We start from the raw sequence: 14,125 nt of genomic DNA, 5'->3' as shown, positions 1-14,125 counted from the left end.
TCTCCCCGGCCTCCCTGTGGCCCAGCGGGCAGCGGGAGCCGGCGGGTTCGAGGTGAAGGGACACTGATGTCATCGCCTGAAGTTCCGACCCGGGGGCCGGCGCGCCCCCTGCCCTACGTGATCTCCGGCATCCTGATCGCGATCGCGATCGTGGTTCCCCTGATCGTCCCGATCTACGCGCGGAGCGAGCCGACCCTGGCCGGCATCCCGTTCTTCTACTGGTATCAGATGCTGTGGGTGCTGATCGACGCCGGGCTGCTCTGGATCTGCTACGGACTGATCAGTCGCGAGGACCGGCGGCGCCGGGCCGCGGTGAGAGGACCGGAGGTGGACGAATGATCGCCGCAGCAGCCTCGGGCGCGCGGCCCGTGAACGGTGTCGCGCTCACCGTCGTCATCATCATCTTCGTGATCGTCGCGATCATGGGGTTCGTCGCGGCTCGCTGGCGGATCACGCCGGAGGAGCGCGGGATGCGGACCCTCGACCAGTGGGGCCTCGGCGGCCGGGGCTTCGGGAGCTGGATCACCTGGTTCCTGCTCGGCGGCGACCTCTACACGGCCTACACCTTCATCGCGGTTCCCGCGGCGATGTGGAGCACCGGTGCGGTCAGCGGCTTCTTCGCCGTCCCGTACACGGTGATCCTGTATCCCATCGTCTTCCTGCTGATGGCGCGGCTGTGGTCGGTGTCGCACCGCCACGGCTACGTGACACCGGCGGACTTCGTGGGCGGGCGCTACGGAAGCAAGACGCTCTCGACCGCGATCGCCGTGACCGGGATCGTGGCGACGATGCCGTACATCGCCCTCCAGCTCGTCGGCATCAAGGCGGTCCTGACGGTTCTCGGCCTGGGCAGCGGCGCCAACGCCTTCACGCAGGACCTGCCGCTGATCATCGCCTTCGTCGTCCTCGCCGCGTACACCTACACGGCCGGACTGCGTGCGCCGGCGGCGATCGCGGTGGTCAAGGACCTGCTCATCTACATCGCCGTGATCGTCGCGATCATCTGGCTGCCCACGCAGTTCGGCGGATGGGACGGGATCTTCAAGGCGGCGACCACGAAGATGACGGCGACGAACCCGGCGACGAACCTCCCGGTCGGTTCCGTGATCCCGGGGGCGTCGAGCTTCAACGCCTACTGGACGCTCGCCCTCGGATCCGCGATGGCGCTGTTCATGTATCCGCACTCGGTGACCGGTGTGCTGTCCACGAAGAGCCGCAACACCATCCGCCGCAACGCCGTGGTGCTGCCGATCTACTCGCTGATGCTCGGGTTCCTCGCGCTCCTCGGGTACGTCGCCATCAAGGCGGGCACCAAGCCGATCGGATTCGACGGTGTCGTCAACCCGCAGCTGGTGGTCCCGCAGCTGTTCATCGACAACTTCCCGTCGTGGTTCGCCGGTGTGGCGCTCGCCGCCATCGCCGTCGGCGCCCTGGTGCCGGCCGCGATCATGTCGATCGCCGCATCCAATCTGTTCACGCGCAACATCTACCGCGACCTGTTCAAGCCGAACGCGACCGAAGGGGAGCAGGCGAAGGTGTCGAAGTTCGTGTCCCTCGTGGTCAAGTTCGGCGCCCTGCTGTTCGTGATCCTGATGGACCAGTCGGCGGCGATCAACATGCAGCTGCTCGGAGGCGTATGGATTCTGCAGACGTTCCCGGCGATCGTCGCAGGACTCTACACACGGTGGTTCCATCGCTGGGCGCTGCTGATCGGATGGGCGGCCGGGATCCTGTACGGCACCGTCGCCGCGTACAACGTGGTGAACCCGGTGACGCACGCGCACTTCGGCGGCTCGATCGCGCCCATCCCGTTCACGAACGTGCCGGTCTACATCGCCGTCACCGCGTTCGTCATCAACGCGCTCGTGTCGGTCATCCTGACGGTCATCTTCCGGGCGGCCAAGGTTCCGGACGGATGGGACCGCACGACGCACTCGGACTACGGTGCGGACGAGGGCGACCCCCGGGTGGTGGAGGTGCTCGAGCCGTACGAGCCGACGCTGGATCGGTGAGGCGCTTCCGCCGGCGGGAATCGAAGGAGATCGGGTGTCGGATCTCCTTCGAATGGCAGTAGTGAAGGAGATTCGAACGGGAGCCGTTCGGATCTCCTTCGCTGCGGGCTCGGCCGGAGGCGCGGACTAGGGCCGGGGGCTGCGGTCCGCGCCCACGAAGGACAGCGCCTCGTGGGTGAGCTGGGACCAGTCCAGCGTCGAATCCTCGCCCAGGGACAGCCAGTTCTTCATCGGCGTGCCCTTGTTGGCGTCGAAGAAAATGCCCTCGCCGGCCCCGACGAGTATCGCGACGCGTTCGGCGGGCAACTTCACGACCAGGCGCCCGCGAACGAGCATGGCGAAGATCTTGCCCTGGATGCGGAGGGCGCCGGAACCGAATCCCTTCGTGGCGCCGGGCGGGATCACTCCGGGGAGGTCCGCGAACTCCGCGACGAGCGCCTCGAAACGTTCCGACGGGTCCATGGGCAGCCTCCTCTGAACGCCACCCTAGCGGCACACCCGGCTCCCGCCCTCCGTCTGCGGTTCCCCGGGCGTGCGCGCGCGGTGTCTGCGGGTGTTTGGAACGTATGCGGCGGGGCGAGCGCCCGCAAACGTTCCGAGCCGCAGCAGTCACCGCGGACTCTGCCCCGAACTGGGGCACAAGGGGGGACGTCACGGGAGGCACGCGCCTGACCGCGCACGGGTCGGCTCTTCCCGTGGAGGCCCGGGTCGGCTAGGAACGAAGCATGCTGACCGGGACCACGGTCGGGCTGCGCGCCCGGCACGAAGACGACATCCCCATCCTTCGCACCGAGCTGTACGACGACGTGGTGAACTCGTCGCGGGCGGAGGGCGGGCCGTGGAGGCCGATCCGGCCCGAGTCGAAGGATCCGCGCCTGGTCGTGGACGAATCCAAGCTGACGTCCGTCACGTTCTCGGTGATCGAGCTGGAGGGCGGGAGCCTCATCGGCAGCGCGGACCTGTGGGGCATCGACACGCACAACCGGTTCGCGCACCTGGGGCTCGGGCTGCTGCCGGCGGCCCGCGGCAAGGGATACGGCACGGATGCTGTCGCCGTGCTCTGCCACTACGGGTTCGACGTGCGCGGGATGCAGCGGCTGCAGGTCGAGACGCTGGCGGACAACCACGCGATGCTGGCGGCCGCCGAGCGGAACGGGTTCGTCCGCGAGGGCGTGCTGCGGTCGTCGGCGTGGGTGCTCGGCGAGTTCCTGGACGAGGTGCTGCTCGGGATGCTCGCCGACGAGTGGCGGGAGCGCTCGAAGCGCTGACGCAGACGATGCGGTGAGGGCATCGCGCGGTCCGACGAGCTGGGGCGCGGATGCCATCGCGCTGCGCGCCTCCCGCATTTCCAGGATACCGTCCGGGACGGGGCTTGCGGCAAGGGCCCTCCGCTCCGCCAGAATGGCTGGTCGCGCACGGAATCGCGCGCGGGATCGACGGGGAGAGCGGGTAGGCGATGGGTTCTGACGTGTTCGACGTGATCATCAGCGGGGGCGGTCCGACGGGGACCATGCTGGCGGCCGAGCTGCGGCTGCACGGTGTGGATGTGGTGGTGGTGGAGCGGGATGCGGAACCGACGCGGCTGGTCCGGTCGCTCGGGCTGCACCAGCGCAGCATCGAGATCCTGGACCAGCGGGGACTGCTGGAGCGGTTCCTCGCGAACGGCACGCAGTATCCGGGCGGTGGACGCTTCGCCGGCATCGCGAGCCCGCAGCCGGTGGCCCTCGATACGGCGCACGACTACATCCTGGGCATGCCGCAGCCGGTCACCGACCGGCTGCTCGAGGAGCACGCCGCCGAGCTGGGCGCGCACCTCCGGCGCGGCACCGAGCTGATCGGATTCGAGCAGGACGACGAGGGCGTGACCGCGGAGCTCGCCGACGGCAGCCGGCTGCGCTCGCGCTGGCTGGTGGGCTGCGACGGCGGGCGCAGCCTGGTGCGGCGGCTGCTCGGGATCGGGTTCCCGGGCGAGGCGGCGACGAACGAGTGGATCCTCGGCGAGGGCGAGGTGACGGCCGCGGCGGACGAGGTGGCTGCGGTGTCGGAGGTGGTGCGCACGACGCACCGCGGCTTCGGGATCGGGCCGAGCGGCGACGGACGGTACCGTGCGGTCGTGCCGGCCGCCTCCGTGTCGGAGGACCGTTCGACTCCGCCGACACTCGACGAGTTCCGGACGCAGTTGCGCGCGTATGCGGGGACCGACTTCGGCATCCATTCTCTCCGTTCGCTGTCGCGCTTCACCGATGCGACGCGGCTGGCGGAGCGGTACCGGGACGGGCGGGTGCTCCTTGCGGGGGATGCTGCGCACATCCACCCGCCGCTCGGGGGGCAGGGGCTGAACCTGGGCATCCAGGATGCGTTCAACCTCGGCTGGAAGCTGGCCGCCGCCGTCCGCGGATGCGCGCCCGACGGGCTGCTCGACAGCTACTTCGCGGAGCGGCATCCGGTGGCGGACGAGGTGCTCACGCTCACGCGGGCCCAGAGCGTGCTGATCTCGGCGGAGCCCGGGGCGCAGGCGGTGCGGCGGCTGCTGACGGAGCTGATGGGGTTCGCGGACGTCGGCCGGTACCTCGCGGAACGCGTCGCCGGGATCGGGATCCGTTACGACTTCGGCGACGGGCCGGAGCTGCTCGGGCGCAGGCTGCGTGACGTGCGGCTCTCGCAGGGGCGGCTGTACGAGCTGACCCGCGATGGCCGCGGACTGGTGGTGGACCGGACCGGCGCGCTGACGGTGGCGGGATGGGCGGATCGCGTCGACTACGTGTCGGATCGCAGCGACGAGCGCAGCGATGACGTCTCGGAGCTCATCGCCGAGGTGGATGCGCCGGCCGTGCTCCTGCGACCGGACGGCCATGTCGCGTGGATCGGGGAGGAGCAGCAGGGTCTGGAGCGCGAGCTGCGGAGGTGGTTCGGGGCCGAATAAGGGCGGCTCAGCCTTCCGGCGCCGGCTCGGCCTGGCGCAACTCGGCGATCAGCAGCTCGTCGTCGCCGTCCCTCCACGTCTCCGTTCGCGCGATCGTGAAGCCGGCGGGTGCGACCGTCGCCGCGAGGTGCTCGACCGAGTCGAAGGGGATGTGGTCGCTGAGCCCGGGCTGCGGGGCGCCGCCGTGACGTGACCGGTCGACCGACAGGAACGTCGCCGTGATCGCGCGGCCGCCCGGACGCAGCACGCGCGCCCACTCCGCGATCGCGACCTCGGGATGCGCGAACAGCTGGAGGCCGGTCACACAGGTCACGAGATCGAAGGCATCGCCGGGGAACGGGAGCCGGGTCGCATCCCCGACCGACAGGTTCGCGTCGGGGAGATGGCGGCGCGCCTCCTCCACCATGAGCGGTGACAGGTCCACGCCGGCGACGTCGCCGCCGAAGCCGCGGTCCCGGATCGCGCGCAGCACCAGGCCGGTGCCGGTCGCCACGTCGAGCACCGCATCCACGGGGGAGAGGTCGGCGAAGGCGGCGACGGCCCTGGCGAGGCCGGTGTGCATCGAGCTCTCGTCGTAGGTGGCGGCGCGGTCGTCGAAACGCTCGCGCACCATCCTCAGATGTTCGTCATCGCTCACGTTCGCCAGCGTAACCCGAGGGATGCGGCGCGCGCGAAGCGGCGGACCATGTCGCCGCGAAGCAAAAAACGGGGGAAAACGTTGCGGCGGTCGGCTCACCCGAAAAGCCGACCGCCGCGCACCGGGAACGCAGTACAGCTGCCCGACCCCTGCGGTTCAGCCTGCCATCCGGTTGCTTAGTGCACACACTAAAACGCTTTCGGGGAAAGTCAACCCGTCTCCCGGCACCAGCTCCGGATGTTCACCTCTGGTTCACCACGCGCGTCCAGCGGCGCGCGCTCGGCGGGCGCTGCGGGCGCTGAGGACGACTCCAGCGGCGTCGGAGGTCGGGCGTACCCTGGTTCCATGGCGCGCGACCGTGACGAATCCCGTCGCGCGGCTGGCGAGTCCGACCCGCTCGTCGAGGCCGCGCGGTACCGCGTGCGACGCGATGCCGAGGCCCGTGGCGAGCAGGTGGAGGAGGCGAACGCCGGCCAGCCGAGCATGGAGCAGCGCGCGCAGATCGTCGAGACGAGCATCCAGCAGGCGATCCGTCGCGGCGACTTCGACAACCTGCCGGGCGCCGGCAAGCCGCTGCCGGGGCTGACCGGGACGCACGACCCGGACTGGTGGATCCGGCGCAAGATCGAGCGCGAGCAGCTGACGGGATTGGGACCGCCGGCCCTGACGCTGCGCACCGAGGACAGGGAGCTGGACGCCAGGCTCGACCGGCTGGCGTCGGAGAGCAGTGTCCGGGAGCACCTCCACGACTTCAACCGCCGGGTGATCGAGGCGCGCCGCCAGCTGCAGGGCGGCCCGCCGGTCGTGACCGCGACCCGCGATGTGGATGCGGAGGTCCAGCGCTGGCGGCAGCGGCGGGACGAGCGCCTGCGGCAGTCGGAGGCGCGACGCCGCGCCGAGCGGGACGCCGAGTCGGGACTGTCCTGGCGCGAGCGGCGGAGGCGCCGACGGGAGGCCGGCCGCTGAGCGCAAGGGACGACGGCTTGACAATTTAACTGAGCGCACTCATAATTGAGTCGACTCGCATTCCTGAACGGACGCCGACGCGAGCCGTGAGGAGAGCCAACATGCGAGCGATCGTGCTCGACGCTTACAAGCAGCCGCAAAGCTCGGCGTCCGCTACGAGTTCCTCCTGATGCATGCCGACGGTGCGCAGTTGCGGCAGATCGCGGACCTGGTGGATGCCGGTGCGATCCGGCCCGTGGTCGGCGCCACGGTCCCGTTCGCGGACGCACCGGATGCCGTCGCCTCGCTCGGCTCGACCCGCATCCGCGGCAAGGCCGTCGCCACGCTTCCCTGACCTCCCCCACCGCTCCCGCTCCCACCCCACTCAGAACCCGAAAACCAGAGAAAGAAGACGACCATGAGCGTCGAAGAATCCGTTATCCGGTCGTATGCGCTCGCCCCGGCGAAGACGATCACCGCCGGCGGCGTCCGCTTCGCCTACCGCGAGTTCGGGCCGAAGGGTGGCATCCCGGTCGTCTTCTTCGTGCATCTCGCGGGCACGCTCGACAACTGGGACCCCCGGATCGTGGATGCGATCGCCGCGAACCGCCACGTGATCACCTTCGACCAGCAGGGAGTCGGCGCGTCCTCCGGGCGGGTGCCCGGCACCATCGAGGAGGCGGCCGACGACGCGTACGCGTTCATCCGCGCTCTCGGCCACGACCGGATCGACGCGTTCGGGTTCTCGGTGGGCGGCATGATCGCCCAGGATCTCGTCCTCGCGCATCCCGAACTGGTACGCAAGCTCGTGCTGACGGGCACCGGACCGCGCGGCGGCACGGACATGGACAAGGTCACCCGCGTGACGTACGGGGACATCCTCCGGTCGGCCATCGCGCGCTCCGACCCCAAGGAGTTCCTCTTCTTCAACCGCGACCGGATCGGCAAGGCGGCAGGCAAGGCGTTCGTGGCCCGGCTGCGCGAGCGCACGGCCGACCGCGACCGGCCCTTCAAGGTCACCACGCTCGGCACGCAGCTGAAGGCGATCCAGCGGTTCGGGCGCTCCGCGCCATCCGACCTGTCCACCATCACCCAGCCGACCCTGATCGCCAACGGCGACAACGACCGGATGGTCCCCTCCGTGCTCTCGCGCGACCTGCACCGGCGGATCGCCGGATCCGAGCTGATCATCTACCCGAACTCGGGTCACGGCGCCATCTTCCAGTACTGGGAGAAGTTCGCGCCCGTCGCGGCGGCGTTCCTCGCGGCCTGACCCGTCGTGTGACTCGCCGTGACCCGCGCGGTCACGGCGAGTCACTGCGGCCGTGACCCGTGCGGATCAGCGCGCCAGGATGCTCTCGAGCTGAGCGCGGATCCCCTCGACGACCTCCGCAACCTTCACGGACTCGTCGGCGGCCAGGGCCATCGCGAGGAGCATGACCGCCGTGACCACGTGTGCGAGCAGCGCCGCGTCGGTCTCCGGGCGTCCGGCGAGATCCGTCAGCACGCGGGCGATCGCCTCCTCGGTCCGGGCGACGATCGAGAGCGCCTCGGCATGGTGGGGTTCGCTCGCATCGCCGAAGGTGAGTTCGCGCAGATAGGTCCGCCCGTTCTCCACCTGGACGCGGTTGCACTCCACGATGGGCGTGACGATGGCGATGACTCCGTCGACGGCGTCCGTCGCCGCGCGGGCCGCACGGATGCCGGTCTCGAGGCTGTGGGCGTAGTTCACGTTCTGGACGAGCAGCAACAGCTCGCCCTTCGTCTTCGCGTAGAGGAAGAGCGTGCCGGCGCCGACGTCGGCGGCCTCCGCGATCTGCTGGGTGGTGACCTCGTCGACGCCGTGCCGCGCGAACAGCTCGGACGCCGCCTGCGTGATCCGTTCGAGCTTGGCCTGCTTGTTGCGCTCGCGGCGGCCGGGCGAGACGGATGTGGACGTCATGAGAGCTCCTCGCGCTGAAAACTGACTGCGCTCAATTATTGCACGACACATCCACAGGCGGGCTGCTCATCCGGCGCCTCACGTGCTCCACCCGCTCCTTCGCGGAAGGCGGCTAATCGGTCAGGTGCTGGTGGGGGTTCGTGAAGTGGATGCTGTCGGCCGTGACTCCGACGAGGCCCAAGGTGACGCGCAGCAACTGCGTCGGGAGGCCGTCGGCCGGGGGAGGGGTGGCCGCGCCGAGCGTGTACGACTTACCGTCCGATCCCGTCGCCGTCGCCGAATCGAGGTAGACCTGCACGTTGCCGCGCAGCGCCATCTGGTCGGCGGTCGTCGCGAGTTTCGGTCCGGTCTCCTTCCGCACGGTCAGGCTGAAGCCGTCGATGGTGATGCTGTCCGCCGAGATCTTGAGCACGGGGATGCGGCTGCCGTCGGCGAGCGGGACCGTCACGGCCGTGATGCCCTTCAGGCCCGAGAACGACAGCGACTGGCTGCCGAGCTGCGCGGCGGGCTGGGTGAAGACGGGTGCGCCGGCGTCCGCTCCGAGCGGCAGGGTGGGCGCGGCGGGCGCGGTCGTGCCGGGAGCCGGAGTGGTGGAGGAGCCGGGCGTGCCTGGTATGGCGGGGGCGCCGGGAAGCGGCGGGAGGCTCGGGACGCCCGGGAGGGTCCCGCTGGGAGTGGGCGACGGAGCCGGGCTCGGCGAACCGCAGGTCATGAGGAGCGGGATGCACAGAGCGGCGGGCGCTGTGCTCGGCACGCGGGCGGCGCCGAGGCCGGCGATACCGGCAGCGATGCACGCGATCAGGGCGCCTGCGACGACGCCGGAGCCCGACCGCTTCATACGACGGTCCCGTCCGCGCGGGCAGCGGGCGAGGCTCCTGAAGCGTCCGCGTCCGCATCCGCATCCGCGTCCGCATCGACCCCCGCGTGCGCGTCCACATCGGCATCAGCATCCACATCCGCGTCGGCATACTCGTCCGCGTCTCCGGAAACCTTCTTCGGCATCCACGCCACGGTGAGGATGCCGCCGACGGTGCTCAGCAGCATCCCGACGAAGAAGCCGCCGAGGTTCACGCCGACGAGCGAGTAGACGGCGACCGCGAGCGCGATCACGCCGTAGAAGATGCGGTGCGCCGGCATCGCGATCACGAGGATCCCGAGCAGCACGAGCAGGATCGGGATGATCGTCGCCTGCAGCCCCTCGATGCCGAGCTGCACGTGGATCTTGCCGATGTCGAGCTGGCCGGAGAAGAACAGCTCGACGCCGCCGAGGGCCGTCAGCAGCCCGCCGACGAACGGGCGTGCGCGACGCCAGGCGCGGAAACGGGTTCTCACCGAATCCGGTCCGGGATCGCGGGCGGACTCGCCGTCGATCGCATGCGCGGCGGCCACGATCAGAAGCATCCCTTCGAGCCGTCGGTCAGCTGCACGTGCATGCCCGTGAGGGTGAAGACCGAGGCCTGCGTGCTCCACGCGGTCTGCTGGAGGTTCGTGATCGTCACCGTGTCGGAGTCCTGCGCGAAGTCGCCCGCGGATCCCTTCGCCGTCGTGTTCACGGTCGATGCGTCCACGCCGATGCGGATGTTGTGGAACTCGGAGTCGCCCTTGAGGTCCGTCATCCCGATCTGCAGGTCGGACGCCGAGGCGGGGTTGCCGCCGCCGCCCGCCGTGATCAGCATCCCGACCTTGCCCATCGGGGTGTCGGTGACGACCGACTGGCAGAGGTCGGCGAGCGTCGCGGACTTGATGTTCGCGATGGCGACCTGATGGTTCTTGCCCGCGGTGTCGGGGGCGACGCCGGCATACTGCGAGAAGCCGGTGCCGTCGAGCTTGGATGCGCTGATCTGGAACTGGCTGCCGGACACGGCGAACGAGACGGGCACGGCGCCCTGCGCGACTCCGGCCATGAGCAGGGTGGAGACGACGGCGACGGGGACGGCGGCGAGCACGATCCGCCCGGCGTGCGAGCCGGCGAGCTTTCGGAACTTCATCGATCCTCCTGTTCGGGGGACTTGACAGCCACAGCGCAGTCAGTCCACGAGTGAGCTTAGACGTTATTGACCGCCTGTCAATAGCTGGACGGCGCATCCTGTTCGCACAGGCGGCGGTTAGGCTCGATGCATGGAGACCGACCGGCGCACTCGGCTCACGCCCGACGAGCGCCGGGCGCAACTCGTCGCGCTCGGTGTGGCGTTCCTCGCGGACAACCCGCTGGAGGACCTGTCGATCGAGGAGCTGTCGGCGCGCGCGGGCGTCTCGCGCGGCCTGCTGTTCCACTACTTCGGCTCCAAGCAGGGACTGCACCGGGATGTGGTGCGCACCGCCCGGGACAGCATGCTGCACGCCACGGAGCCCGTCGCCGGGCTGGCGCCGCTGGACCGGCTCCACGACACGCTCGCCCGGATCGTGGAGTTCGTCCGCGAGCACAGCGGCACGTTCTACTCGCTCGTGCGCGGTGTCGCCTCCGGAGACACGGAGGTGCGACAGGTCGTCGAGGAGGCGCGCGGCGAGCAGGCGGAGCGCGTGATCGCGGTCTTCCTGGAGCTCGGCGTCCCGGACTCGCGGATGCTCCGCATCGCCCTGCGGTCGTGGATCGCGTTCGCGGAGGAGGCGCTCGTCGAGAGCGCGATCGGCACCGACCTGCCGTCGGAGGAGATCGTCGGATTCCTCGAGCGCAGCGCGCGGGGAGTGGTGGAGGCGCTGGCCGCGCCGGGCTAGATGCCCTCGTCCTCGACGTCGTCCTCGGTCAGCGCTCCGTCATCCGCGCCGTCGTCGCCGTGCTCGTCGTCGACGGGCTCGTCGTCGCCGTGCTCGTCGTCGCCGTGCTCGTCGTAGACGGGCTCGGCCTCGCGGGCCTGGCCGCCGGTCGGCCCGTTGTTGCCGTCGCCCGGACCCGGCCACACCGTCTCGCCGGCGACCGCATCGTTCGTGACCAGTTCGTCCGCGAAGTCGGCCTCGGCCTCGCGGTCGTTCAGCGCGTAATCCGTGTCGCCGTCGGCAGGGTCCGACCAGCCGGGCGTCTCACCGGCATTCGTCTCGCCGACCTCGACCCCGTCCACGCCGTCCTCCGGTACCCGCTCCATCCGCAACCCCTCCTCCGCTCTCCGCATCCGTCTCCGCATCCGTCGCCAGGGACCGTACACCCCCGAACGCGACCGCCCCACCGCCGAGTACACACAGATTGCACGGTGCGTCGGCGTGTCGCGTGCAGTCTTCGTGTACTCGGCGGTGGGGCGTGGGGCGCGGGGCGCGGGGCGTGGGAGGGTGGGGGCGCGGGGCTACTTCGAGGTCGGGAAGGTGATGGACTTGCCGGAGCCGGCGTCCTTCACCGCGGTGTCCTTGAATGCGGCGAACTGGGCCGCGTCGGTGAAGCCGCCCTGGTAGCGCTCGCCGTTGACGAACACGGTCGGGGTACCGAAGCCGCCCGAGGTCGGGTTCTTGAGCTGCGAGTTCGTGGTCGCGCCCTGCGTCATGTCGCCGATGAAGGAGGCGAAGGTCTGGTTGTTCACGCAGTCCGTGATCGCCTTGGAGCTGACCCCCGCATCCTTGAAGATCGACAGGATCTGCGCGTTGCTCAGGCCGCCGCCGGTCTGCTCGTCGGGCTGCTTGGCGAACAGTGCCGAGTTGACATCCCAGAACTTCTCGGGCTTCGAGTTCGCGACACAGGAGACAGCGGCGCCGGCGCGCGTCGAGTACTGCTTGTTCGCCGTGCTGTCGAGGATGGCGACCGGGTGGATCTCGAGGGTCGCCGATCCATCGGTCAGCCACTGCTTGATCTGGGCGTCGTTCGTGGTCTCGAACTGGTCGCAGAACGGGCACTGGTAGTCGAGCCAGATCTGAATGTGCGCGGTCTTGCCGTCGAGCTGCGTCGTCGTCGGCGTGGGCTTCGCGCCGCTCTTGATGGCCGCCGTCGTGACCGCTGTCGTCGGGGACTGCAGCAGGATGCCGCCGCTCAGCATGTTCTTCGGATTGGCTGCACCGCCGCCTCCCGCTCCCACAGTGGTGAAGACGATGAGGCCGATGATGGCGAGCACCGCGATGACCCCGCCGATAACGGAACTCTGGATGACGACCTTGCGGCGCTTGGCCTTCTTCGCCGCTTCTTCGCGCATCCGCCTGGCGGTCTCGCGGGCTTCCTCACGTCGGTCGCGTTTCGTCGGACCGGCCGGTCCCCTGCCAGTTGCCATTCAGCTTCATCCCATCGAACAGTGGACAGTTCTCAGATGAATCGTAGGGGGACTTTGCTTTGAAGGCGCTGTACCGCGTGCCCTACCGTGGGCGTATGCACTTTACGGACCGAGCGAGCTGATGTCGGGCGCGACCGGCGGCGACGAGAGCGGCCCCGGCGACGGCGGCGACGACCGCGACGACCGCGTGGGCGGCCGCGCTCAGCCGAACGGCAGCGACACGGCCGGCGCCGAGTACGCCGAGCGCCTGCGCCGGCTGGACACCTCCTGGTGGCGGCGGACCCTGAACGTGCAGGCGCCGTACCGCTGGAACATCCGCCGGCTCCACCTCGGACGGGTGCTGGATGTCGGCAGCGGTCTGGGCCGCAACCTCGCCCATCTCGGCAACAACGGCGTGGGAGTCGACCACAACCCCGAGTCGGTCGCGATCTCGCGTGCCCGCGGGCTGACCGCGTTCACGAGTGCGGAGTTCCCGTCGACCGAGTACGCGGTCCCCAGTGCGTTCGACTCCCTCCTCCTCGCGCATGTCGTGGAGCATGTCGACCCGGACTTCGCGGTGGAGCTCGTGCGGACTTACCTGCCGTACGTGAAGCCGGGAGGCCACGTCCTCTTCATCACGCCGCAGGAGCGCGGCTACGCGAGCGACCCGACGCACATCGCGTTCACCGACTTCGCGGGGCTGCACCGGCTCGCGGACCGCCTGGGCCTGACGGTCGAGCGCGAGTACTCCTTCCCGCTGCCGCGGTTCGCGGGCAAGGCGTTCACGTACAACGAGTTCGTGGTGCTCACGCGCATCCCGGGCTGACGCTCCCGTGCCGCCCCCCCCCGATTCGTCACGAATGTCGTGTTGGGGGCGGGCGAGTTCAGGTGATGAGTGCAACGCCCTTGGTTCTGGGTGAGGGGTTGGGATGGCGTCGCATTCGTCGTTGGAGGTTCGTGTTCAGGCGTTGAGGTTGCTGGTGGGGGGTGCGTCGGCGGTTCGAACGCGTGCGGTGTTGGGGTTGCCGCCGGGGCGGGTGGAGCGGTGGGCCAGGCTTGCGGGTATGAGGTTCGCTGCGGGAAGTCGTTCCGGGTTGGCGTTGAGCCCGCCGGATGTGGTGGGTGTTGCCGCCGGTCATGGCAGGCGGTTGTCGTTGGCGGATCGGGCGCTGATCCAGACCGGGCTGGCGCAGGGGTTGGGACTGGTGCAGGGATAGGTGACAACTGACTTGTGGTGCTGTGTGCATCGCGAGAGAGGATGTCATTATGCCCAAACCCTTTCCCCGTGAGTTCCGCGATGATGTCGTGGCTGTCGCGCGGCGTCGTGAGGACGGTGTGACGCTGAAGCAGGTCGCGACCGACTTCGGGATCAGCGAGACCTGTCTGCAGAACTGGTTGCGCCAGGCCGATGTCGAGGACGGCAACCGTCCGGGCGTGACGACGAGTGAGTCCGCCGAGTTGCGCGAGCTGCGGAAACGTAACCGGCTGTTGGAGCAGGAGAAC

17 protein-coding genes and 1 pseudogene are annotated in these 14,125 nt (G+C 69.6%); 10 read left to right on the top strand and 8 right to left on the bottom strand.

Translation table 11 applies throughout. The features are described from left to right. Positions 1–66 precede the first annotated feature (66 nt). Entirely contained in the window at positions 67–339 is a 273-nt protein-coding gene (locus BM287_RS12845; protein ID WP_090040452.1) for a DUF3311 domain-containing protein, read from the top strand. Then, positions 336–2,012 (top strand): monocarboxylate uptake permease MctP, encoded by a 1,677-nt coding sequence (locus BM287_RS12840; protein ID WP_090040454.1) that lies wholly within the window; start codon positions 336–338, stop codon positions 2,010–2,012. Before BM287_RS12845 ends, BM287_RS12840 begins: the two co-directional genes overlap by 4 nt. 126 nt (positions 2,013–2,138) lie before the next feature. Here the strand turns inward: BM287_RS12840 and BM287_RS17970 are convergent, their stop codons facing one another. Next, the gene (locus BM287_RS17970) at positions 2,139–2,474 is read right to left on the bottom strand and encodes an MmcQ/YjbR family DNA-binding protein (protein ID WP_211772977.1); all 336 of its coding nucleotides are present in this window, start codon (positions 2,472–2,474) and stop codon (positions 2,139–2,141) included. A 263-nt stretch (positions 2,475–2,737) separates the two neighbouring features. Between BM287_RS17970 and BM287_RS12830 the strand changes: the two genes are divergently transcribed. Together BM287_RS12830 and rox are read left to right on the top strand one after the other, a co-directional pair. After that, positions 2,738–3,280 (top strand): GNAT family N-acetyltransferase, encoded by a 543-nt coding sequence (locus BM287_RS12830; protein ID WP_090040457.1) that lies wholly within the window; start codon positions 2,738–2,740, stop codon positions 3,278–3,280. Positions 3,281–3,468: 188 nt separating this feature from the next. After that, positions 3,469–4,935: a rifampin monooxygenase gene (gene rox / locus BM287_RS12825; protein WP_244528258.1), complete on the top strand. Its 1,467-nt coding sequence runs from the start codon at positions 3,469–3,471 to the stop codon at positions 4,933–4,935. A gap of 7 nt (positions 4,936–4,942) precedes the next feature. Here rox and BM287_RS12820 read toward each other — a convergent pair whose 3' ends face one another. After that, positions 4,943–5,572: a class I SAM-dependent methyltransferase gene (locus BM287_RS12820; RefSeq protein WP_090040459.1), complete on the bottom strand. Its 630-nt coding sequence runs from the start codon at positions 5,570–5,572 to the stop codon at positions 4,943–4,945. A gap of 345 nt (positions 5,573–5,917) precedes the next feature. On the opposite strand from BM287_RS12820, the gene BM287_RS12815 reads away from it, so the two are divergent. From BM287_RS12815 to BM287_RS12805, 3 genes and pseudogenes are all read left to right on the top strand, one after another. Continuing rightward, positions 5,918–6,538 carry a DnaJ family domain-containing protein gene (locus tag BM287_RS12815; protein ID WP_090040462.1) on the top strand — a complete coding sequence of 207 codons (621 nt, stop codon included), beginning with the start codon at positions 5,918–5,920 and terminating at the stop codon, positions 6,536–6,538. Positions 6,539–6,668: 130 nt separating this feature from the next. Further along, positions 6,669–6,872: pseudogene (locus BM287_RS12810) on the top strand (zinc-binding dehydrogenase); the annotation flags it as partial. Between the two features lie 63 nt (positions 6,873–6,935). After that, positions 6,936–7,790 carry an alpha/beta fold hydrolase gene (locus BM287_RS12805; RefSeq protein WP_090040464.1) on the top strand — a complete coding sequence of 285 codons (855 nt, stop codon included), beginning with the start codon at positions 6,936–6,938 and terminating at the stop codon, positions 7,788–7,790. Positions 7,791–7,856: 66 nt separating this feature from the next. On the opposite strand, the gene BM287_RS12800 is transcribed toward BM287_RS12805, so the two are convergent. The 4 genes from BM287_RS12800 to BM287_RS12785 all read right to left on the bottom strand — a co-directional run bounded on the left by BM287_RS12800 (position 7,857) and on the right by BM287_RS12785 (position 10,447). Continuing rightward, positions 7,857–8,459 (bottom strand): TetR/AcrR family transcriptional regulator, encoded by a 603-nt coding sequence (locus tag BM287_RS12800; RefSeq protein ID WP_090040466.1) that lies wholly within the window; start codon positions 8,457–8,459, stop codon positions 7,857–7,859. 112 nt (positions 8,460–8,571) lie between these two features. Further along, complete coding sequence (locus tag BM287_RS12795) at positions 8,572–9,297, bottom strand: hypothetical protein (RefSeq protein ID WP_090040468.1); 726 nt, start codon at positions 9,295–9,297, stop codon at positions 8,572–8,574. After that, on the bottom strand, positions 9,294–9,860 hold the full coding sequence (locus tag BM287_RS12790) for a DUF6114 domain-containing protein (protein WP_090040470.1): 567 nt from the start codon (positions 9,858–9,860) through the stop codon (positions 9,294–9,296). Before BM287_RS12790 ends, BM287_RS12795 begins: the two co-directional genes overlap by 4 nt. Beyond that, a complete protein-coding gene (locus BM287_RS12785; protein WP_090040472.1) occupies positions 9,851–10,447 on the bottom strand; it encodes a DUF6230 family protein in 597 nt (198 codons plus the stop codon). Before BM287_RS12785 ends, BM287_RS12790 begins: the two co-directional genes overlap by 10 nt. A gap of 130 nt (positions 10,448–10,577) precedes the next feature. On the opposite strand from BM287_RS12785, the gene BM287_RS12780 reads away from it, so the two are divergent. Then, complete coding sequence (locus tag BM287_RS12780) at positions 10,578–11,174, top strand: TetR/AcrR family transcriptional regulator (RefSeq protein WP_090040475.1); 597 nt, start codon at positions 10,578–10,580, stop codon at positions 11,172–11,174. On the opposite strand, the gene BM287_RS12775 is transcribed toward BM287_RS12780, so the two are convergent. Then, positions 11,171–11,539 (bottom strand): hypothetical protein, encoded by a 369-nt coding sequence (locus BM287_RS12775; protein WP_090040477.1) that lies wholly within the window; start codon positions 11,537–11,539, stop codon positions 11,171–11,173. The genes BM287_RS12780 and BM287_RS12775 overlap by 4 nt on opposite strands. Positions 11,540–11,734: 195 nt before the next feature. Further along, positions 11,735–12,643 carry a DsbA family protein gene (locus BM287_RS12770; protein ID WP_244528254.1) on the bottom strand — a complete coding sequence of 303 codons (909 nt, stop codon included), beginning with the start codon at positions 12,641–12,643 and terminating at the stop codon, positions 11,735–11,737. A gap of 121 nt (positions 12,644–12,764) precedes the next feature. On the opposite strand from BM287_RS12770, the gene BM287_RS12765 reads away from it, so the two are divergent. Further along, positions 12,765–13,448, top strand: coding sequence for a class I SAM-dependent methyltransferase (locus BM287_RS12765; RefSeq protein WP_244528252.1), 684 nt, complete (start codon positions 12,765–12,767; stop codon positions 13,446–13,448). Between the two features lie 440 nt (positions 13,449–13,888). Further along, on the top strand, positions 13,889–14,125 hold a 237-nt coding region (locus BM287_RS17965), incomplete at its 3' end, for a transposase (protein ID WP_211772976.1).

This window comes from Leifsonia sp. CL147 (assembly GCF_900114565.1).
GTDB lineage: Bacteria > Actinomycetota > Actinomycetes > Actinomycetales > Microbacteriaceae > Leifsonia.
Note: the sequence above shows the minus strand (reverse complement) of the source record. Positions and strands in the feature narration are given on the sequence as shown.